This is a genomic window from Candidatus Aminicenantes bacterium (assembly GCA_026393855.1).
Lineage (GTDB): Bacteria > Acidobacteriota > Aminicenantia > Aminicenantales > UBA4085 > UBA4085.
Genome location: JAPKZJ010000071.1, coordinates 13,522 through 35,806 on the forward strand (window position 1 = coordinate 13,522; position 22,285 = coordinate 35,806).

The following is a 22,285-nucleotide window of genomic DNA, read 5'->3' on the forward strand; positions in this document are numbered from 1 at the left end:
ATCTCTCGATTTCGGGGAAGGTAAAGCGGTCCGGAGTGTCGGCCAACGGCGAAATCGCGAGGGCCTAGCCTTTTTCCACCTCTCTCCGAGGGTAGCCAACCCTCGCGGGGACTGTCGCAACGACGTCCCGACAAGGACTGCGAAGCGCTGCAGCCGCCGGAGGATGTTTGAGCATGCATCCATCATGGGGAACGCGATGAAGTGGGTGGGCAGGTGGATTCGAGTGAATAAACGTGCGGAGTTCCGGAGGCGCCGAGGAGATCGGTGGGAAAAGGCGTTAAAGGCCCGAAGCCGCCGGGACGACGCTCCGGACCGCTCCCCCCGAAATCGGGAGATGGGCCTTTTTTCATCCCGGCCCGGCTTGTGGTATCATCATCGACCGATTCGGAGAAAGGACTGAAGGACGTGCAAATCGCGGAACGATTGGTCAAGGAATTCAACGCCGGCGCCGGCCAGATCCAGGCCACCCTGGCGCTTCTCGACGAGGGGGCGACCGTCCCCTTCATCGCCCGCTACCGCAAGGAGCGAACGGGCAACCTGGACGAGACGAAGCTCCGCGACATCGCCCATCGCTATGCCTACTACAAGGAGCTCGAGGCCCGCAAGGAAACGATCCTGGCCTCGATCCGCGAGCAGGGCAAGCTCACGCCCGAGCTCGAGGCCCGGATCGGCGAAACGGCCGACAAGACCGAGCTCGAGGATCTCTACCTCCCCTTCAAGCCCAAGCGAACCACCCGGGCCTCCAAGGCCCGCGAAGCCGGACTGGAGCCGCTGGCCCGCTGGCTGGCCGACCTGTCCGAGCCCGAGGCGGACCTCAACGCCGAAGCCGAGAAATATCTCAACCCCGAGAAGGGCCTGGAAACGGCCGAGGCCGCCCTGGCCGGCGCCTGCGACATCCTGGCCGAGGAATGGTCGGATGATGCCGACGCCCGCAAAGAGCTGCGAACGCTAGCCGCTGAGGAAGGCATCCTGGTCTCGGCTGTTCGCAAAGGTTTCGCCGACAAAAAGACCAAATACGAGATGTATCGCGACTACAGGGAGAAAGTCTCCACCTTGGCTTCGCACAGAGTCTTGGCCATGATGCGGGGAGAGCGGGAGAAGGTTCTGGCCCTCAAGCTCGACCTGCCTCAGGAGAAAGCCGTCCGTGCTCTTGTCTATCGCTTTGTCCGCCACCCGCACGCCGCCTCCGCGCCCCGCCTGGTCGAGACCGCGATCGACGCTTTGGGCCGCCTCCTGGCGCCCGCCGTCGAGACTGAAGTCCGGCAGGGGCTGATCGAGAAGGCCGAGAAGGAAGCCTTTCAGGTCTTCGGGGCCAACCTCAAAGACCTGCTCCTCTCCCCGCCGGCCGGCCGCCAGCCCGCGTTGGGTGTGGACCCCGGATTCCGCACGGGCTGCAAGCTGGCCGTGGTGGACGCGACCGGCAAGTTCCTCGAGAACGCCGCCATCTATCCCAACGAGCCCCGCAACGATACCGACGGGGCCAAGCTGACCCTGCTGAAAATGATCGCCGAATACGCCATCGCCTATATCGCCGTCGGCAACGGCACCGCCGGGCGCGAGACCGTCCAGTTCATCCGCGAATCGCTGGACGAGCTGCCGGCGGGCCGAAGGCCGGCCGTCGTCGTGGTCAATGAGGCTGGGGCCAGCGTGTACAGCGCCTCCGAAGCGGCGGTGCGGGAATTCCCCAGGCTCGACATCACCATCCGGGGGGCCATCTCCATCGCCCGCCGGCTGCAGGACCCTCTGGCTGAGATGGTCAAGATCGAGCCCCGCTCGATCGGCGTCGGGCAATACCAGCACGACGTCGAGCAGACCGGTCTCAAGACCGCTCTCGACGAAGTCGTGGAAAGCTGCGTCAATTCGGTCGGCGTCGACCTCAATCTGGCTTCGGAGGAGCTGCTCCGCCACGTCTCGGGGCTGAATAAGGCGACAGCAGAAGCTGTTGTCCGGCGCCGCAACGAGAGAGGCCCTTACGCCGCGCGGGCCGAGCTGATGGAGGTCAAGGGGCTGGGCGAGAAGACCTTCGAGCAGGCGGCAGGGTTCCTGCGCATCCCGGGCGCCGCCAACCCCTTGGACGGCTCGGCCGTCCATCCCGAGCGCTACGGCTTGGTCGAACGGATGGCCGAGTCCCTGTCCGCCTCCGTCGGCGACCTGATCGGCAACACGGCCCTGCTGCGCAAGATTTCCCCCAAATCCTTCGTAACCGAGGACGCCGGCCTGCCGACCATCGTCGACATCGTGCGCGAGCTGGAAAAGCCCGGCCGCGATCCCCGGGCGGCTTTCAACTACGCCTCGTTCCCCGAGGGCGTCAAGGACATCAAGGATCTGACTGAAGGGATGATCCTGGAAGGGGTCGTCTCCAACGTAGCCAACTTCGGCGCCTTCGTCGACATCGGCGTCCACCAGGACGGGTTGGTCCATGTCTCCGAGCTGGCCGAGAAGTTCGTCCGGGACCCCCGCCAGGCCGTCAAGGTCGGCCAGGTGGTCAAGGTCAAGGTTCTGTCGGTCGATCTGGTCTTGAAAAGAATCTCGCTGTCGCTCAAGCAGGCTGCGGCGTCGAAGTAACCGGCCCGGCCAGTCCGGCTTCGAATTCCGGCCGGAACTTCGCCAGCATCGATCCCACAGCCGTGGCGAAAGCGTCTCCCAACGGGCATAAAGTCGTGCCTCCGATTCCCGAGCAGAGGGCGGCGGCCAGATTCAGGTCCCCGGCCGTCCCTTCTCCGCGCGCCAAGCGGCGGAGCAGCCGCCCAACGGCGTCCGAGCCTTCCCGACAGGGGACGCAGGCGCCGCACGATTCGCGGGCAAAAAAGGCCATGGTCCGTTCGGCCAAGGCCGGGATGGAGACCGATTCGTCCAGGACGACTACGGCGCCCGAGCCCAGCATCGTCCCCCGCCGGCGGCAGGAGTCGAAATCCAGCTTGAGCCCGGCCGCCTCCGCCGCCGTCAGAATGGCCGACGATGCGCCGCCGACGAGGACGGCCTTCATCCGGCCGGTGGCCCCCCCGGCCAGATCAATCAGGTCTTCCAGCCCGACGCCCATGGGCATCTCGTAGACGCCCGGCCGGGCGACCCGGCCGGAGACGCAATAGATCTTCGGTCCGTAATTGTCCGCTGATCCGATGGCCCGGAAAGCCTCGGCGCCCTTCCCGACGATGAACGGCAGGCAGGCCAGTGTTTCGACGTTGTGGACGACGGTGGGGCCGCCGAACAGCCCCCGTTCGGCCGGGTAAGGCGGCCGCAGGCGAGGCTGGCCGCGCTTGCCCTCCAGCGATTCAAGCAGCGCGGTCTCTTCGCCACAGATATAGGCCCCGGCACCGCGGTGGACGAGAAGATCGAAGACCCTCTCCCCCGCTCCCAGCCAGCCGGCCGCCCGGGCCTCCGCCAGCGCCGTCTCCAAGAGACCGGCAGCCCGATCGAATTCGCCTCGAATGTAAATATATCCCCGTTCAGCCCCCAGGGCTCGAGCCGCAATGGCCAGCCCCTCGATTAAAAGGTGCGGGTCGCCCTCCATAAGGACGCGGTCTTTAAAAGTACCGGGCTCGCCTTCGTCGGCATTGCAGACCACGGTCACAGGCGCGGAGGCGGCCAGGGCCACCTCCCATTTCAGGCCGGCCGGGAAGCCCGCGCCGCCGCGTCCGCGGAGACGGGAGGCTTTGACTTCGGCGACGATCGCCTCCGGGCTCATCGAGCGGGCTTTGGCCAAAGCCCGGTAGCCGCCGTCGCGGACATACGCCGCCAAGCCTACGGGCTCCCCTCGGGCGGCCCGGCCCAACAGGATGCCGCATTCGGACACGATGCGTCGATCGGCCGGCCAAGCCGCAACCCGGCCGCTTCGGAGCGCGTCCAACAGAACTCCCGCCCGTTCGGGCGTGACTCGTTCGCAAAGCCGTCCGGCCACTCGAACGATCGGGGCCGTATCCGATGAACCGAGATCTTCGACTTCCTCCAGCGAGAACAGCCCATCGGGCGTCGTTCCTCCCGCCTGGATGCCGAGCCCGGCCTCGAAAGCCCGCAGGGTTTCCTTGGCGCCCGCCAACCAGCCGGGAACCGACGTGTCCACCTGCAGGTGATGGGTCCCGACCGGCCGGTCATGGTAGAGCGAATAAAACGTTCGCACGCCGAACGCCCCGGCCAGGGAGACGCCCAGCAGGCGGGCCGCCGCGGCCAAGTCCTCCTGGAGCAGCGGGCCTCGGGTCAGGGATTGAAGCAGGCTCAAGACGGGCAGGAGCGCCGCCTCCCGGCGCGGATACCGGGCCGCCAGATCCAGGATTTTGCGCTCCAAGCCGGCGTCGATCATGCCTCGGCCTCCCCGGCCGCGATTTTGTCCAGCCGGGCCGCACAGACTTTGTATTCGGGGATCTTGGCCAGCGGATCGAGGACGTCGAGGGTCAGCCGGTTAGCCGCTGCCTCGGCGAAGTGGAAGGGGATGAAGATCGCCCCGGCCGCGACCCGGGGCGTTATCAGCACCGCGATATCGATCGTCCCGCGCCGGGTGGACACGCGGACGATCTCGCCGTCGATCAGGCCGAGGCAGGCCGCGTCCACGGGATGGACTTCGACCATGCCCCGCGGCACGAGCCCGGACAGGACCTCGGACCGGCGGCTCATGCTGCCCGTATGGTAGTGCTGGAGGAGGCGCCCGGTGTTGAGACGGAAGGGATAGGAAGAGTCCGGCTCCTCGGCCGGAGGGACATAGGCCACGGCGGAAAGCTTGGCTTTGCCCCGAGGGAAAGAGGCGGCGTGAAGGATCGGCGTGCCGGGATGGCTTTCGTCGGGGCAGGGCCAGCGCAGGCCTTGGCCCGCAATCCGCTCATAGGTGATGCCCCGATAGGATGGCGTCAGATTTCGGATTTCCCGATACAGCTGCTCGGGCCCGGCCGGGAAGCCTTTCGCCCCAAGCCGGGCGGCCAGGTCGGCGATGATCTCCGAATCGGGCCGGGCTTGGCCGGGCGGGTCGAGCGCTTTGCGGCTGATCTGAACCCGGCGCTCGGAGTTGGTGTAGGTGCCTGTCTTTTCGAAGCTGCAGGCCGAGGGCAGGACGACATCGGCCAGCTGGGCGGTTTCGGTCAGGAAAATGTCCTGGACGATGATCAGCTCGGCCCGCCGAAGCATTTTCTCGGCGTGGTTCAGGTTGGGATCGGCCACCATGGGATTCTCGCCTATAATGTAGAGCCCCCGGATCGTGTCGCCGCAGGCGGCCACCATCTCGGTCATGGTCAACCCGGGTGCGGAATCCATGGCCGCCGGATCCGCCCCCCAGGCCGCGGCGAAGGCAGCCCGGACGGCCGGGTCGGTCACAGGCTGATACCCCGTAAAGACATTGGGCAAGGCACCCATATCCGACGCGCCCTGGACGTTGACCTGGCCGCGCAACGGATTGATGCCCGTGCCCTCGCGGCCGATGTTGCCGGTGATAAGGGCCAGGTTGGCCAAGGCTCGGACATTATCCACCCCATGGGCGTGCTGGGCGACGCCCATGCCGAAGTAGATCGCGGCCGCGCCGGCCGAGGCATACAACCGCGCCGCCGCAGTCAGCGCATCAGCCGGGATGCCGGTGATCGATTCCACCGTCGCAGGGGTATAGAAGGCCAGGCTGTCGAGATAGGCGTCCCAGCCTTCGCAGCGCGCCCGGATGAATTCGGGCCTGTGCAGGCCGTCCCTGACAATGACGTGTTGCAGGCCCATCAGGACGGCGATGTCGGTGCCGTTGCGGTGGCGGAGGTGGATGTCGGCGCACTCGGCCAGTTCGATCCGGCGCGGGTCGGCTACGATGAGCTTCACGCCCCGCCGCTTGACGGCCCGCCGGATCATGCCGCCGAAGACGGGATGGCCCCAAGTCGTGTTGCTGCCGGTGACGAAGATCACGTCGGCCTTCTCGGCTTCCTGAAGACTGTTGGTCATGGAGCCGGAGCCGAGGACCTCGGACAGGGCGGCCACCGAGGAGGCGTGGCAGAGCCGGGCGCAATGGTCGATCGAATTCGTCCCCAGGACGCCCCGGGCCAAGCGCATCAGGGCGTAGTTTTCTTCGTTGGAGACCTTGGCCGAGCTGAAGACACCGAGCGAGCGCGGCCCATACTTGCTCTTGATCTCGGCCAAGCGGGCCGCCGCAAAGGACAGCGCCTCTTCCCAGGTCGCCGGCCGCAGCTCGCCGCCCTGCCGCAGGAACGGTGTCGTCAGGCGATCGGGCGAGGCGACGTAATCGAACCCGAAGCGGCCCTTGACGCAGAGCATACCGCGGTTGGGCAGCCCGGCCGCGCCGTCCTCGACCCCTTCCGACCACATCCAGCGATTGTCCTTGACCCGCAGATCGATGAGGCAGCCGACGCCGCAGTACGGGCAGACGACCCGGTGCGCCTCGGTCTCCCAAGGCCGCGCCTTCCCCCGAGCCCGCTTGTAAACCAAGGCCCCGACCGGACAGACCTGGACGCACTCGCCGCATTGGACGCAGGTAGACCCGCCCATCGGTTGGCCGTCGTCGCAGACAAGCCGCGACCGGGCCCCGCGGCCGGCGAAGTCCAGCACTTCGTGAAGGACATTCTCCCCGCAGGAGGCGACACAGCGGCCGCACAGAATGCACTTGTCGAGGTCGCGGATGATGCCCTCGGAGGATTCATCGGGAGGCTCTTTGTCCCGGCCCGTGAGGAAGGCGGGCCTCTCGATGCCCAGCCGGTAGGCCAGACTCTGCAGCTCGCAAGCCCCATTGGCCTGGCAGGACAGGCAGTCGTGGCCGCCGCCCGCCAGGAGGAGCTCGACGACAAGGCGGCGGGCGGCCAGAACCCGCGGCGTCGCGGTCCGGATAGACATCCCTTCCCGCACCTCCAGGGCGCAGGCTTCCTTCAGGCGCTCCACTCCCTCCACCTCGACCAGGCAGGCCCGGCAGCGGCCGGCCGCACCGGTCCGGGGATGCCAGCAGAGGGAGGGGACGTCGATGCCGTTGGCCCGGGCCGCCTCGAGGGCGGTCAGGCCCGCCGGCACGGTGAAGGAAACGCCATCGATCAGAATGTTCATGCCGTTTCGGGTTTTGCTATTATACTATACCCTCGATCGGAACGATCGGGGCCGAAATGCTGAAAGCGCTGAATGTCCTCCTGATCGGGGCGGCCGCCCGCAAGGCCGGCAAGACCGCCTTTTCCTGCCGGGTCATCCGCAGTCAGGCCGCCCGCCGCGAAGTCGTCGGCGTCAAGATCACACCGGTCCACGGCCCGGACGAGCCCTGCCCCCGGCCCGACGGCGGATGCGGCGAATGCCGGGACTTCCCGGGGCGGTTCCGCATCCATGAGGAACGGCGAGCCTCGCCGGCTTCCGATACCGGCCGGATGCTTCTGGCAGGAGCCCGCAAGGCCTATTGGCTGCAAACCCGGCGGGAGCACTTGGAGGAAGCCATGGCCGCCCTCTGGGCCCGGATTCCCGCGGGCGCCTGTATCGTGGCCGAGGGCAATTCAGCCCGGCGCGCCCTTGAACCCGGACTGTTCGTCCTGCTTCGGGAGCGGAACAATCCCGAGATGAAGGAATCCTTCCGGGAGCTGCTTCCAATGGCCCATCGGGTCGGGCTGTTCGACGGAACGGAATGGGATTTTCCGCCCGAGGACTGCCGATTCTTCGACGGCGGCTGGATGATCCGCCCACTGGCCTCGGCCGTCATCCTGGCCGGGGGCGACAGCCGCCGCATGGGACAGGACAAGGCCCTGCTCGAGATCGACGGCCGCCCCCTCATCGCGTTCATCGCCGGACGGCTGGCGGAGTTTTTCGACGAGATCGTCGTTGGAGCCAACCGGCCCGCCGACTATGCTTTCCTTGGCCGTCCAGTCATCCCCGACCGCGAGGCGGGGCTGGGCCCGCTGATGGGGATCGCCTCGTGCCTGGACCGAATCACGAACGACCTGGCCTTCGTCACGGCCTGCGACATCCCGTCGATCGACCTGCGGTTCGTCGCCTCGATGCTGGAACAGGCCGAGGGTTATGACTGGGTCTTGCCGCAAGCCGGGCCCGAAACCTATGAACCGCTGTTCGCCGTCTATCGGAAGACGGTAGTCGCACCGGCCCTGGCCGTCCTGGCTGGCGGCGGACGCCGGATCGTCGAGCTTCTCGATCGGGTCCGGGTCCGCAGGTTGGCCCTGCCCGACTCGACCCGCATCCGCAACATCAACACCCTCGACGATTACCGGGCCTTGAAAAAATAAAAAGGAATCTCTTCCAATCTGTGCGGGTTGGTGAGGCGGCACGGTGTTTGGCCAACGGCGAAACCGCGCGGGTTTAGACTTTTTTGCGAGCCTCTTCGAGGGCACCCAACGGGCGCCGAGGGATGTTTGAGCACGTGATAATCATGGAGAATGAGACGGAGTGGGTGATCGTGCAGATTGGAGAGATCGAAGATGCGGAGTTCCGCAGGCGCCGAGAAGAGTAGCGCAAAAAAGGCGTGAAAAACCCGCGCCGCCGGGTCAAATACCGTGACGCAGGCCGAACAGATTGGAAGAAAACCGCAAAAAAGAAGCCCTACCCCGGCCTCCCTCGCGGAGGCCTCGGCCGGGATAGGGCGGGACGGCGTCGGTCGATCGCTTACTTCTCGGACTTGGCCTTCATCTCGGCCTGGACTTTCTGGGCCAGCTCCTTGAGGGCGGCCTGCTTCTCGAGGACCATCTGCAGGTTCCTCTTAAGCTCGTCGCGCTTCTCCGCGATCTCGGTCTTGTCGAGCTCGGCCCGGATGGCGGTCTCCTTCTCCTGCAGGGATTCCAGCTTGCTTTTCAGTTCGTCGAGCGACGGCAAAGCGGTCGGGGAAAGAGACGTCTTGGAGGCGGACTGCATCTCGGCCGCTTTCATCTTGAGCATCTGCAGCTCCTTCTCCAACCCGGCTTTCGTCTCCGGATCCTGGGTCTTGGCCAGCTCGGCTTCGATCATTTCGGCCTTCTGCTTCAGCTTCATCATCTGCTCGGAAAGAGGGGCCGACGACTTCAGATGGATGCCTTGGGCCTCCAGTTTGGCGCCCAGCTCCTGGCGCTTCTGGGCCAGCTTTTCGAGCTTGGCCTTGATCTCGCCGCGCCGGGACTCGTCCTCGGTCGCTTGGTAGGCTCCCTTGAGCTCGATCATGGTCTGATCGATCTTGCGAAGCTCGTCGGCGGCCTGAGCGGCCTTTTCCTGAGACATCTTCTCCATCTTAGCTTGGTCGGACTTGTCCTGTCCGGCGGGCGCCGCCGAGGCGGCGAACCGGGGGACGGCGAAAAGGGCGACCAGAGCCAGGGCCGCGGGCACGGCCAGCAGACACTTCCAGCGAGAAACACCGGCGGACCGGTTTCGGGACATCATCGTCATTCTCCTTTTAATTAGAGACTGCTTGAAGCTGTTCCCCACTCCAAACAATCGGGCGCCCACGTGCTGCTCGAACACGAGCCGCCGGTACCCGCTGCCGCCGAAGCCCTGCGCAATGACTCCGGCGTCGGCCAGATACTCGTGGGTCTCTTGTAGCGATTTCTTGAACGGCCAGACGAGAGGGTTGAACCAGACGAGGACGACGGCCAGCTCCATCAATAAGAGGTCCAGGGAGTGAAGCTGGCGGATATGGATGCGTTCGTGGGCCAGGATCCGGCGGAGATCGCCGGGCTCGAGCCCGCGCTCGTTGAGGAAAACGAAGCCGAGGAAGGAGAAAGGCGAGAACTCGGCGCCAACGGCCACGATTCGGGTTCCGTTCCGGCGGCGGATGCCGCTTTTGCGGATCACGGAGGCCAGACGGACCAGGTGGGCGCCGAAGCGGATGAGGAAGGCCAGCGCCCCGGCCGCATAGACGACGGCCAGAACGTCGAGGAGCCCGAGGCCCCGGGCGGGCAGCGGGCCGGCCGGGCTGGGCATCCAATCCAGGATGGCCGAAGCCGTCCGGAACGGCGATGCCACAGGGAAGGCGGGGATGAGAAACGAGAGGGCCAGAGCCGCGATGAGGAAGCCCCGGTTCAGGTGAAAATGGGTCTCGTTGCGGAGGAAGACGACGTAGAGGGCATAGAAGAGAGACAGCCCGAGGGCGGCCTTGGCGGCATAAACCAGGAGCGGGATCATTCCTTCCCTCCCCTCTGCCGCTCGATCTCCTCGTCCAGGAGCCGGCGGACGCTCTCGAGCTCGTCCAGGCTCATATCCCGGCCGCCGGCGAAGAAGGACACCATTTCGGGAAAGGAATCGCCGAAGAAGCGGCGGACGAAGGATCGGACGAACTTCTTCTTGTACTCGTCGCGGGCGACGAGCGGGAAATATTCGTGGGTTTTCCCATAAGCCTTGTGGCCGACCACCTTTTTCTTTTCCAGGATGCGAAGGATGGTCGAAACGGTGTTGTAGGCGGGCTTCGGCTCGGGCAGCTTTTCAATGACGTCTTTGACGAAGCCCTTCCCCAGGCCCCAGAGGACCTGCATGATCTCTTCTTCCGCCCTGGTGAGTTCTTTCATTGCACCCCCAATATAAAACTAATCTTTTAGTTTGTCAACTATTATTTTCGTTTCATAACTAAACGCACTAATGATACGATCAAACTAAAGCTGCTGTTACAGATTAAAAACCAGCGAGATTTTATTGATTCCGGGAAACATTGGCGGATCGGAGTACCGGCCAACGGCGAAACCGCGCGGGTTCCGGCTTTTTACGCCTCTCCGCGAGGGCAGCCAGTCCTCGCTGGAACTATCGAAGCGACGTTCCGACGAGGGCTGTTTGAGCACGCGACAATCTACCGGAATCGCAACGGAGTGGATGGTCACCGTAACCGGGAGATCTCGAATGCGGAGTTCCGCCCTCGCGGGGACTGTCGAAGCGACGTCCCTACGAGGACTGCGAAGCGCTGGAGGCGCCGAGGAGAGAAGCGCAAAAAAGCGTGAAAAACCCGACGCCGCCCTCGCGACGACGGGCGAAGCGCCGGTCGTTACGAGGACTACCAAAGCGTTGCCGGGCCGGATTCCCTGCCGCACAGCCCGGAGATGGGAGAAGGACCGCTTGAATCGCCCGGTCAGCGCGGCAGGTAATACTTGGTGACGTATTCCTGAACCATGCGCCGGGTGTGGTAGCGGGGCGTCAGGCCGGAGACGGCGTTGCGGATCATCTTGATCCAGCGGCGCGGCAAGCCGGAAGCATCCCGCTCGTAGAAGGCCGGGACGACCTCTTCGGACAGCACCCGGAAAAGGTTCTCGGCATCCACCCGGTCCTGCTCCCCGACGTCGGCCGGGTGGGAATCGGGGCCGATGGCGAAGCCATTGGTCCCGTCGTAGGCCTCCCGCCACCAGCCGTCCATGATGCTCAAGTTGAGGCAGCCGTGCACTCCGCATTTCTGGCCCGACGTGCCAGAGGCCTCCAAGGGCCGGCGGGGATTGTTCAGCCAGACGTCGCAGCCCGAGATCATGCGCCGGGCCACCTGGACGTCGTAGTTCTCGATGAAGACGAGCGAGCCTTTGAGCGCAGTGTGCTTGCTCAAGTGGATGATCTGCTGGATGAACCGCTTGCCGTCGTCGTCCCGGGGATGTGCCTTGCCGGCGAAGACGAACTGGACGGGCCGTTGGGCGTCCTTGGCCAGCTCGACGATGGCTTCGAAATTCCGGAAGACAAGCGGCGCCCGCTTGTAGGTGGCGAAGCGGCGGGCGAAGCCGACCGTCAGGGCGTCGGGGTCGAGCAGGGCGTCATAGGTGATGAAGTCGCCCTGGCCGACGATGCGGCCCTGAATGAGCAGGCGCTTGCGGCAGTACTCGATCAGCTTGCGCCGCAGCTCGTAGCGGAAGGCCCACAGCTCCTCGTCCGAGACGAAGGCCGGGTCCTCGACCTTGGCCCAGAAGGCCGAATCATCGACCCTGTCGGCCCAATCCCCCTCGGCCTTGCGCGACCAGAACCGGTAGGTCGTCCCGTTGAGCCAGGAAGGCACATGGACGCCGTTGGTGATATGGCCGATGGGCACCTCGGCTTCGGTCCGCTCGGGCCACAGCCCATGCCACATAGCCCGACTGACGCGGCCGTGGAGCTCGCTGACGCCGTTGGCCGCCCGCGAGCCCTTGAGGGCCAGGACCGTCATGCAGAACAGTTCGCACTCGTCGGCCGGGTGGACGCGGCCCAAGCCCAGAAGCCTCTCCCGCTCGTGGGGAAACGATTTGAGGTAGCGCGAGGCCGCATACTCGACCAGGTCGGCGCTGAATCGGTCGTGGCCGGCCTCGACGGGGGTGTGGGTCGTGAAGACGCACTCGGATCGAACCTCATCCCAGGCCTTCTCGAAGGTCAGGCCGGCCGCGGTCTTTTCGCGCAGAAGCTCCAGGGTCAGGAAGGCGGCGTGGCCCTCGTTCATATGGAAGACCGAGGGGTCGAGGCCCAGGGCGCGCAAAAGCCGCACGCCCCCGACACCCAGCAGCAGCTCTTGCATGATCCGGGTCGTGTGGTCGCCGCCGTAGACGCGGCGAGTCAGGTCCCGATGGGAGGGCTCGTTCTCGGGCAGGTCGGTGTCGAGCAGATAGACGCAGACGCGGCCGATGTTGGCCCGCCAGGCCCGGAAGCGGACTTGGACGGCGGCGATCGGGACGGATCCGACGACCGGCTCTCCCCTGTCGTCGAGCACCGGCTCCAACGGCAGATTCCGCGGCTGGAGGGTGGGGTAGGATTCGATCTGCCAGTTCTGGTGGTCGACCGACTGCATGAAGTAGCCTTCGCGGTAGAACAGGCCGACCCCGACAAAGCCCAGGCCCAGATCGCTGGCCGATTTGGCGTGGTCGGCCGACAGGATGCCCAGTCCGCCGGCGGTGATGGGCAGCGACTCGTGGAAGCCGAACTCGGCGCTGAAATAGGCCACCGGATGGTCGAAAAGATCGGGGGCGTTCTCGCGGCCCCAGGTCCGCTCTTCCTTTAAATAGGCGTCGAAGGCGGCGAGCACGGCTTTGGCCTTGGCGGCAAAGGAGGGGTCCATCAGGCGGACGCGCAATTCATAGGCCGAGACTTCGTGCAAAACGGCCACGGGATTGTGGTAGAGATTCTCCCAGGCCCGCGGCGAAAGGTCTTTGAACAGCCCCTGGGCCGGGGGGTTCCAGGACCACCAAAGATTGCGGGCCAGGCGGTTGAGTCCGGCCGTCAGGGCTTGGATCTGGGCATTTCCGTTCGTCGGTTTCAAGAAGACCTCGCTTCGGGCGGTCCGGGCCGCGAAAATTCCCGGTCATGATAGTCCCATCAGAGGGCGCGATCAAGGGGGCTCCCCCTCACGGTAGCCTTATCCGATTGACTTGGATTTTATTTTCCAAGCAGCTTTATGACCAAGAACTCGTCCCAACACTGACGAGGGAGAGTAACGGGCTATCATGAAGGGCGCATCTGATCCCAATATTTCCGGCCAAGGCAACAATTCGGGTATGATGAGCGTATTTATCAGGTGGAGTCGTCCAAAATGAAGAAGCCGTTCCCGCTCGCCGCAGCCCTCCTCCTGGCCCTCACCCCGGCGCTGGCTGCCAACGCCGGCCCGGCCGCCCAGGGCCAGACCCTGCTCAAACCATATAAAACGGAGACGCCTCCCGTGCTCGACGGCAAACTGGACGACCCCGTCTGGGCCGCGGCGCCTTCGGTCTCCGACTTCGAGACCTTCATCCCCGAGTTCGGCAAGAAGCAGCCCGAGAAGACCGTGGCCTACATGGCCTACGACCGGGAAAACATCTATTTCGCCTTCCGCTGTTTCGACGACCAGCCCGACAAGATCAAAGCCGCCGTCTCCCGACGCGACGACGTCATGACCGACGACTTCGTCTGCATCAACCTGGACTCCTTCAACGATCAGCAGTCGCTCTATGCCTTCTACGTCAACCCACTGGGCATCCAGGGCGACAGCCGCTTCGCCTCCAACAAGGAGGATTTCAGCTTCGACATGGTCTGGTGGAGCGCCGGCCGGATCGACGCGCAGGGCTATACGGTCGAGATCCGGATTCCGCTCAAGAGCATCCGCTACGCCCACGCCGACCGGGTCGTCATGTCGATCTTCTTCGAGCGGGCCATCAACCGGCGTCAGGAGCACGGCTCCTACCCGGCCCTCGACCCCAAGCGCGGCTACGCCTTCCTGACCCAGATGGCGCCCATGGAATATTTCGGCCTGAAGCGCTACAACCTGTTCGAACTGCTGCCGGCCTTCACTTACGGCAGCGAGTCGGTACGGGAGGGTGGCAGCCTGCGGCGGGGCCAGGACTCGCACGAGCTGAGCCTGACCGGAAAGTACGGGATCACCCCGAGTCTCATCCTGGACGGCACGATCAATCCGGACTTCAGCCAGATCGAGGCCGACGCCGGGCAGGTCGACGCCAATCTCCGCTACGACCTCTTCTATCCCGAAAAGCGGCCCTTCTTCCTGGAGGGCGGCGAGAACTTCAACGTCGGCGCCGTCCTCACCAGCCCCCTGCAGGCCCTGGTCCACACCCGGACGATCGTCGATCCCAAGGCCGGATTCAAGCTGACCGGCAAGATCGGCCGCAACGACACCATCGCCTCGATCTTCGCCGTCGACGCCTCCCCTTCGTCCAGCACGGGTATTTCGGACGCGCCAGACGCCTGGTTCTCGATCTTCCGTTACAAGCGGACGACGAGCCAGGACGGGTATCTCGGCGTCTTCTATTCCGAGCGCGACCAGGACGGGCGAGTCAATCGAGTTCTCGGTCCGGACGGCCAGATCCGGATCAACCAGTCCGGCATGCTCAGCTTCCACGCCTTCGGCTCGTTCACCCGGGCCGAGAGGGACTCGGGCTGGTCCAACGGCCGGGCCTTGAGCCTGGAGTACTACCACGACTCCAGCACGCTCGGTGTGGACGCCTCCTTCCACGACATCTCCTCGGGCTTCGAGGCGGACACAGGCTACTTGACCCGGACCGGGCTGACCAGCGCCGTGGTCAACATCGCGCCCCGTTTCTACCCCAAATCCGCCTGGTTCCGCCGGGTTTCGGTCGGCCTGGGCCTGGGCGCCCTGCACGACTACGACAGCGGCCTCACCGAGTCCTCCGCCTCCATCGGAACCGTGGCCGTCCTCAAAGGTAATTCCTCCGTCTCGGCTATCCTTCTGGCTTCAAATGAAGTCTTCCTCGGCCGCCGCTTCAACACCAGCGGTTTCACTCTGACTAGCCGCACCCAGCTGTCCAAGATGTTGTCCTTGACGGCCAACTTCTGGACGGGGAAATCCATCCGCTACGTCGCCGACCCTTATCAAGGCCACGGCTCCCGGGCCACTTTGACAGCCACATATCGGCCTTCGGAGAACATCAATATCTACCTGGCCTGGCAGTACTCGGACCTGTTCAAGGACGCGACAGGGGAGAAAGTCTACGACTACAACATCCTGCGCGGGCGGCTGACCTACCAAGTCAACAAGTATCTCTTCTTCCGGGCCATCCTGGAGTCGAACTCCTATAAAAAGACGCTGCTGGCCGATTTCCTGGCCTCGTTCACCTACATCCCCGGGACGGTCATCCACGTCGGCTACGGCTCGCTCTACGAGAAGCTCTCCTGGGTGGAGGGCGAGTACCGCGAATCGGATCGCTTCCTGGAGATGCGGCGCGGATTCTTCTTCAAGGCTTCGTATCTCTGGCGGCTGTAAAAGGAGCATCTCCCATCTCCGGGAAAAGCGGCCAGGGGGTATCGTCCCGGCGGCATCGGCCTCTGCTCGCCTTTTCCCACAGCTCTCTTCGGCGCCTCCAGCGCTTCGCAGTCCTCGTAGGGACGTCGCTTCGACAGTCCCCGCGAGGGCGGAACTCCGCATTCCAGATCAACCGGTCTTGGTGACCTCCCACTCCGTTTCTTTTTCGATTTTTCTTTCCTAGCTCAAACAGCCCTCGGCGGCCGATGGCTTCCCTCGGAGAGCTATGGAAAAAGGCGCCGGCCTCGCGATTTCGCCGTTGGCCGATACCCCTATCCGCATTCCTTTCCCGGAGATGAGAGATGAATTTAATAAAAAAGCCCCCCCTCTCAGGTCCCACGGCCCGGTTGTCTCCCGGCCTTCGGATGTGATAGGTTGAACGGCGGAAACCCATCACTGTCCGGGAGAGAGCCATGAGCAAACCCGCGTCCTTGTCCCGCCGCGATTTCATCAAAACGGCTTCCGCCGCCCTGACGATCCCGGCCGCAGCGGCTGGATCATTTAGGACAACTACGGAAGCCTCCGTCGCGGCGGGACCGACCATCGTCCCTTCGCGCGTCGTGACGGGCCGCATCCGGCCCAACGACACCCTGTCCTTCGGCTGCATCGGCGTCGGCCGCCAAGGCACGGGCGACATGCAGGAGCTGATCTACCGAGGCCTGGAAGCGGGCGCCCGGGTCGTAGCCGTATGCGATGCCGACGCCCACCGCCGGGATAATGCCCAGTGGACGGCGGAGAAGATCTACGCCGCCGAGCTAGGGGCCACCGGCTACAAGGGCATCGACGTCTACGCCGATTTCCGCGAGCTTCTGGCCCGGCCGGACATCGACGGCGTGCTGATCGTCACCCCGGACCATTGGCACGCCTGCCACGCCATCGCCGCGGCCGCGGCCGGCAAGGACATTTATCTCGAGAAGCCCCTGACCTACACCATCGCCGAGGGCCGCAAGCTGGTCGAGGCGGTGCGCCGGAACAAGCGCATCTTCCAGACCGGCTCCCAGCAGAGGTCGTCGGTCTATTTCCGGGTGGCGGCCGAAGCCGTCCGCAACGGCCGCATCGGCAAGCTGCGGACGATCAAGGTTCTCCTGCCGATCGACCAGGGCACCGGCGATCCCAAAGTCGTCCCCGTCCCCCGCTTCCTGGACTACAACGCCTGGCAGGGGCCGGCCGCCGAAATGCCCTACTCCGTCGACCGGGTCCACCCGGCGAACAGCCTGGACCGGCCCGGCTGGCTCCAGATCGAGCGCTACAGCCGGGGCATGATCACCGGCTGGGGCTCGCACATGATCGACAGCGCCCAGTGGGGCCATGGCACCGACGATACGGGCCCGGTCACGATCGAGGCCAAGGGCGAGTTCCCGGACCGCGGCCTGTTCGACGTCCACACGACGTTCAAGGGCCAGGCCGTCTTCGCCGACGGCGTCACGATGGACATGGAGACAGGCGAGGCGGGCGTGCGCTTCGAAGGGGACGCCGGCTGGGTTTACGCCGATCGCGGCAAGGTCCAGGCCTCCGACCCCGAGCTTCTGCGGGCCAAGCCGGGAGCGGGCGAGGTTAAGCTCCCGGTAAGCGGCAACCATATGAAGGACTTTCTCGAAGCCATGCGGACGCGCAAGGACCCCATCGCCCCGGTCGAAGTCGGGCACCGATCCAACTCCATTTGCGTCCTGACCCACATCGCCATGAAGCTCGGCCGCAAGCTCCGCTGGGGCGCCAAGGCGGAGCGGTTCATCGACGACGCCGAGGCCGACCGTTGGCTGGACGTCCCGCACCGCGCACCCTGGACGCTGTAAGGGAAGACGGCGATGACCCGGCGCTTGTCCGCGGGACTTCTGGCTCTTGGTCTCATCCTGGGAGCCAACGCCGCGCCTCCTTCACATATTGAGCTTCGCAATGACGATGCGGCAGGCCGCCTGCGGGTCCTTGTCGACGGCCGGGAGGCGTTCATTTACCAATACGCCGGCTCGCTCGACATGCCCCATTACTGGCCGCTGTCCACACCGGGCGGCCGCAATCTCCTGGTCCAGCAGACCGAGCCCTACCCCCACCACCGGTCCTTCTGGTTCGCCGACACGGTCCGTCTGAACGGCGGCCGCGACGTCAGCTTCTACAACGGGCTTTATTCCGGAGTGGAGCAGCCGACTGACCCCAAGACCTACAAGCCCCCCTTCCGCGACCACATCCGTCATGTCCGATTCGCCAAGCTTGCGGCGCACGGCTCGCGCGCCGAGATCGAGGCCGAGCTCTTCTGGGAGATGGACGGCAATCAGGCCGTGCTCCGCGAGATGCGACGGCTCGTCGTCTACGGGCTGGGCGGAGGGGACTATCTTATGGATCTGTCCTTCGTCCTGACGCCCGCCGGCGGCGAGGTCGAGTTCCGTAGCGACGACGTCCATTATGCCTGGCCCTACCTGCGCCTGCAGACGCGCTGGAGCGGCGAAGGCGGCGGCCGCCTAACGGCGGACGACGGCTCCGTCGGCCAGGAAACCACGAACATGCGGGCCGCCAAGTGGATCGACTACTCCAACACCATCGAAGGCGAGACGGCCGGCGCGGCCGTCTTCCAGTATCCCGACGGATTCAGCCACCGCTGGCTGACCCGCGAATACGGATGCTTCGGCCCGCGCCGCCCCGACGCGTTGAGCGGCAAGCCGTTCATCCTCGTTCCGGGCATGTCCCTGCGCCAGAGGATCGGCATCCTGATCCACGCTGGAGACGTCAAGAGCGGCCGGGTAGCCGAGCGCTACAAGGACTACATCGGCGACCGCTGGAAATGATGGACCGAAGGAAATTCCTCAAAACGGCCCTGGCCGCTGCCGCGGCCGATGAGGCCTGGGCCTCGATTCCGTCGAGCCGGCTGACCTGGCCGCTTGTCGGGAGGCCGCTAATAGTCCCCCCGCCTACCCGCATCGCCCGAATCGATCTCTTCCCCGTCCTCTACCCCGTCTCGGGCTACTTCAAGTTCTTCGCCGGACCCGGCGGCCGGACCGGCCGGCCCGCGGTCATCATTAAAATCACGGCTGATGACGGGACCGTCGGCTGGGGCCAGTCCGTCCCGCTGTCCACATGGAGCGACGAGACCTGGGAAGGATCTGTCGCCGCCCTTCGAGTCTATTTCGCCCCCACCCTGATCGGCCTCGATCCCGAGAATCTCGAAGCGGCCCAGGCCGCCCTGGACAAGTCTGTTGCGGGCGGTTTCTCGACGGGGCTTCCCATCACCCGGGCCGGGCTTGACCTGGCTCTGCACGACTTGGCCGGCAAGCGCCGCGGCATCTCCCTGGCCCGCCTCTGGGGGAAGCCCGAAGGCGGACGCTTGACGCTGTCCTGGACGGTCAACGTCCGGACGCTGGGCGAAGCGGACGCCGTGATCGAGGAAGGCCGCCGCCGCGGCTATGCCCACTTCAACATCAAGATCGGCCCCGACCCGGACTTCGACATCGCCCTGGCCAAAGCCGTCCGCAAAGCAGCGCCCCAGGCTTTCTTATGGGCCGACGCCAACGGAGGGTACGATCAGGAGACCGCGCTACTGGCCGCCCCCCGGCTGGCGGATGCGGGGGTTGACGTCCTGGAATCTCCCCTGCGGCCCAACCGGATCTCGGGCTACCAGGCTCTCAAGAAGCAAGGCGCCCTGCCCATCCTGATGGACGAAGGCGTGGTCTCCCCCGCCGATTTGGAAGAGTTTATTCGGCTGGGCATGCTGGACGGGATCTCGGCCAAGCCCGCCCGCTGCGGCGGGCTGCGCTCCAACAAGCACCAGATCGAGATCTGCCGCGAGCGCGGGCTGATGTGGCTCGGCAGCGGCCTGACCGATCCCGACATATCGCTGGCCGCGTCGCTGGCGCTTTACGGCGCCTTCGGACTGGCCAAGCCGGCGGCCCTGAACGGCCCGCAGTTCCTGGCCGCCGACGTGCTGAAGACGCCGCTTCGGATCGAGGGCGGCATCGCCCAAGTCCCGACCGGGCCCGGCTTGGGCATCGACGTCGACGAGGCCAAAGTCGTCGACCTCATGAAAAGAAGCGGCGGCGGCAAGCTGCTGGGCTGATCCCCTTCCTTTTTCGCCATCCGATCGAAGCTCGCGTCGGCCCGTTCCTTGACTTATCAGGATGGAGTTGTTAAGTTTCATCTAGCGAAAGCGGATTACTCGATCTTACTCATTGGGAATTATGGGGAGCGCCCTTTGAAGAGAGGCCTGATCTCGTCGATCCTTTTCCTTCTCGGAGCCATTCTCCCCGCCCCGGCCCAGGACAAGGAATTCCGATTCGACGCCGGCGCTCGCCAGGCCCGCGATGTCTCGCTGTACCGTTCCAGCTACGCGCTTGTGATCGGCATTTCCAATTACACGGCCGGATGGCCGAAATTGCCGGGCGTTTTACGGGACATCGTGGACGTGGAGAGGGCTCTGAAAAAACAGGGCTTCGAAGTGACGGTCGTCCGGGACGTCGGGCAGGATCGGATCAAGGGGGCTATCGAAGACTTCATCGGCCGCCATGGCGGCGAGCCGGAGAACCGCCTCCTGTTCTATTTCGCGGGCCACGGCCACACCTTGAGGACGGGCTACGGCGGAGAACTGGGCTTCATCGTTCCCTCCGACGCCCCCAATCCCGACGTCGACAAGGCGGGCTTCCGGGCCAAGGCCATCAGCATGCTGCTGTTCGAGAACTACGCGGTCAGCATCGACTCCAAACACGTGCTGTTCGTGTTCGACAGCTGCTTCGCCGGTTCGATCTTTGCCGCGAGCCGGTCCGCCTCCGTGGCGATCAGCGAGAAGACGGCCGCCCCCGTCCGACAGTTCATCACCTCGGGGAGCGCGGACGAGAAAGTCCCGGACGAAAGCATCTTCAAAGGGCAGTTCATCGCCGGAATCGAAGGCGAGGCGGACATGAACCGCGACGGCTATGTCACCGGGGACGAGTTGGGGATCTTTCTTGCGACAAACGTCGTCAACTACTCGAAAGGCGCCCAGCATCCGAAGTACGGAAAGCTGATGAATGCCAAGCTGGATAAGGGCGATTTCGTCTTCATCCTGCCCAAGGGGGTTATCCAACCGGTTTCCAAAACCGAGGCGGATGTCGCCTCCCGGATCGAGCTGGAGTTCTGGAAGTCGACCAAGGAAAGCGATCGGGCGGAAGCCTACGCCGGCTACCTGGCAAAATATCCGGGCGGCGTCTTCACGGCCCTGGCCAAGCAGAGGCTGGACGAATTGGCCAAGGCCGAGGCGGCGGAGAAAGCGGGCAACCCGGCCGCAGAGAACCGGGAGGAGGCCGTTCCCGCAGTCCGGTTGATCCAGCTCCCCGGGGCCATGATCCGCGAATATAACGACAGGATCGGACGATTCTCTGTTTCCGGCGTTCCTGCGGACCTCAAGGCCGGCGGCCAGATCACCCTGGTCTATGCCGTCGCCCGGGACGGCCGGGTGTCCGTCGAATCGATGAACGATGCGGCTCTCGATGTCGTCCCCGAGGATAAAAAGCAAGCGGTTAAGGACGGCATCATCGCCGCGGCCCGGGAGATCGTCCTGCCTCCGCCCCGGGACAAAGAAGGGAACCGCGTCACCGTGGTCCATTGGCCGGTCAGCTATCAGGTCGGCCGTTATCAAGACAGGCTCGTTTTCAACATCGTCGCTTTCTAAGGAGGTGGCCGTTGAAATCGCAAGGTTCCGTCCGGAGAACCGCCCTGGCCGCCGTCTCGATCGCCGTCCTGTTCCTGTCCCTCGCCCGGCCGGCCGCCGCCCAGCAGAGCGAGCTGGAGAAGGCCAAGACCCTCATCAACGCCGGGGAGTTCGACGCGGGCATCAAGCTGCTGGAAGGCTACATCGCCACCATCAAGGACATCGCCAGCCGGCGAAAGTCCATCGCCGAAGCGTATTACCTGATCGCCAAGATCTACTTCTCCGTCGGAGAGGACGACAAGTCCGACGAAAATCTAGCGGCGGCCTTCGCCGCCTTTCCGGGCTTCATGGCTGAGGAGACGAACGCCGCTTTCCGCATCCGGGCGGAACGAGGCCGGGCTCTTGCGGCCCAGCGCCAGAGGGAGGAACAGGCCGCAGCCGCGGCGAACGGGGCGAAATCCGGCGGCAAGGGAAGCGCCGCCTTCCGCTTCAAGGTGCTGGGCGCATATTGTTTCTGCGACTCGAGCCGGACCACCGCTTTCGGACAAAAAGTGAGTTCGTACTATCGCGTCGCCCCGGCCATAGGCGTGGGAGCCGAGTTCGGCTCAAGTCTGGTCCTGGACGTCGAGATATGGCTGCTGCCCAAAGGGGGCAATTTCACCTTCTCCTATCCCGCTGCCGGCGAGAGCTACTCTGAAGCCGTGGATGTGTACGTATTTCGCTGGGAGATCAGCCTGCCCGTCTTGGCCAAGCTCTACGTACTGCCCGCGGACTCCCGCATCCGGCCGTTCGTCCTGGGCGGCGGCGAGATCGCCCAGGTCACCTGGAATGTCCTGGAGGGGTATTGGGGGGACATTCAGCAGAAAAGACAGACCCTGTCGAAACAGATGGATTACGGCCTGATCTTCGGCGCGGGAGCGGATTTCCGCCTGGGCGCTCGAATATCCCTCTTCCTCGAGGGACGCCTTCATCTCGGGCTGGCCGAGCTCGACAATGGCGGCGATTACTACGGCCCGGCCCCCTCGAAGCCGTATATGCTCGGAATATTCACCGGGATCAAGTTCTGATCAAACGCTTCTTTCGGG

The 22,285-nt window shown here is 64.8% G+C and carries 13 protein-coding genes; 8 read left to right on the plus strand and 5 right to left on the minus strand.

Features of this window, described 5'->3' with window-relative positions:
• Positions 1-405 precede the first annotated feature (405 nt).
• The gene (locus NTZ26_08335) at positions 406-2,565 is read left to right on the plus strand and encodes a Tex family protein (GenBank protein ID MCX6560510.1); all 2,160 of its coding nucleotides are present in this window, start codon (positions 406-408) and stop codon (positions 2,563-2,565) included.
• Here the strand turns inward: NTZ26_08335 and nuoF are convergent.
• Together nuoF and fdhF are read right to left on the minus strand one after the other, a co-directional pair.
• On the minus strand, positions 2,540-4,297 hold the full coding sequence (gene nuoF, locus NTZ26_08340) for an NADH-quinone oxidoreductase subunit NuoF (protein ID MCX6560511.1): 1,758 nt from the start codon (positions 4,295-4,297) through the stop codon (positions 2,540-2,542). The two genes, NTZ26_08335 and nuoF, sit on opposite strands and share 26 nt — an antisense overlap.
• Positions 4,294-7,008: a formate dehydrogenase subunit alpha gene (gene fdhF, locus NTZ26_08345; protein MCX6560512.1), complete on the minus strand. Its 2,715-nt coding sequence runs from the start codon at positions 7,006-7,008 to the stop codon at positions 4,294-4,296. Before fdhF ends, nuoF begins: the two co-directional genes overlap by 4 nt.
• A gap of 56 nt (positions 7,009-7,064) precedes the next feature.
• Between fdhF and NTZ26_08350 the strand changes: the two genes are divergently transcribed.
• Positions 7,065-8,180 carry a molybdenum cofactor guanylyltransferase gene (locus NTZ26_08350; GenBank protein ID MCX6560513.1) on the plus strand — a complete coding sequence of 372 codons (1,116 nt, stop codon included), beginning with the start codon at positions 7,065-7,067 and terminating at the stop codon, positions 8,178-8,180.
• A 376-nt stretch (positions 8,181-8,556) separates the two neighbouring features.
• On the opposite strand, the gene NTZ26_08355 is transcribed toward NTZ26_08350, so the two are convergent.
• The 3 genes from NTZ26_08355 to glgP form a co-directional block, all read right to left on the minus strand.
• The gene (locus tag NTZ26_08355; GenBank protein MCX6560514.1) at positions 8,557-10,041 is read right to left on the minus strand and encodes a hypothetical protein; all 1,485 of its coding nucleotides are present in this window, start codon (positions 10,039-10,041) and stop codon (positions 8,557-8,559) included.
• A complete protein-coding gene (locus tag NTZ26_08360; protein MCX6560515.1) occupies positions 10,038-10,421 on the minus strand; it encodes a BlaI/MecI/CopY family transcriptional regulator in 384 nt (127 codons plus the stop codon). The genes NTZ26_08355 and NTZ26_08360 overlap by 4 nt, the downstream gene beginning before the upstream one ends.
• A gap of 551 nt (positions 10,422-10,972) precedes the next feature.
• On the minus strand, positions 10,973-13,102 hold the full coding sequence (gene glgP / locus NTZ26_08365) for an alpha-glucan family phosphorylase (protein MCX6560516.1): 2,130 nt from the start codon (positions 13,100-13,102) through the stop codon (positions 10,973-10,975).
• 270 nt (positions 13,103-13,372) lie between these two features.
• Here glgP and NTZ26_08370 point away from each other — a divergent pair, with 270 nt between their 5' ends.
• The 6 genes from NTZ26_08370 to NTZ26_08395 all read left to right on the plus strand — a co-directional run bounded on the left by NTZ26_08370 (position 13,373) and on the right by NTZ26_08395 (position 22,267).
• Positions 13,373-15,553: a DUF5916 domain-containing protein gene (locus tag NTZ26_08370; protein ID MCX6560517.1), complete on the plus strand. Its 2,181-nt coding sequence runs from the start codon at positions 13,373-13,375 to the stop codon at positions 15,551-15,553.
• A gap of 452 nt (positions 15,554-16,005) precedes the next feature.
• Positions 16,006-17,385, plus strand: a complete 1,380-nt coding sequence (locus tag NTZ26_08375; protein ID MCX6560518.1) for a Gfo/Idh/MocA family oxidoreductase — start codon at positions 16,006-16,008, stop codon at positions 17,383-17,385.
• Positions 17,386-17,397: 12 nt separating this feature from the next.
• Positions 17,398-18,369, plus strand: coding sequence for a PmoA family protein (locus NTZ26_08380; GenBank protein MCX6560519.1), 972 nt, complete (start codon positions 17,398-17,400; stop codon positions 18,367-18,369).
• Positions 18,369-19,634, plus strand: a complete 1,266-nt coding sequence (locus tag NTZ26_08385) for a mandelate racemase (GenBank protein ID MCX6560520.1) — start codon at positions 18,369-18,371, stop codon at positions 19,632-19,634. Before NTZ26_08380 ends, NTZ26_08385 begins: the two co-directional genes overlap by 1 nt.
• 135 nt (positions 19,635-19,769) lie before the next feature.
• Positions 19,770-21,221 (plus strand): caspase family protein, encoded by a 1,452-nt coding sequence (locus NTZ26_08390; protein ID MCX6560521.1) that lies wholly within the window; start codon positions 19,770-19,772, stop codon positions 21,219-21,221.
• Positions 21,222-21,232: 11 nt separating this feature from the next.
• Positions 21,233-22,267 carry an outer membrane beta-barrel protein gene (locus tag NTZ26_08395; protein ID MCX6560522.1) on the plus strand — a complete coding sequence of 345 codons (1,035 nt, stop codon included), beginning with the start codon at positions 21,233-21,235 and terminating at the stop codon, positions 22,265-22,267.
• Positions 22,268-22,285 lie beyond the last annotated feature (18 nt).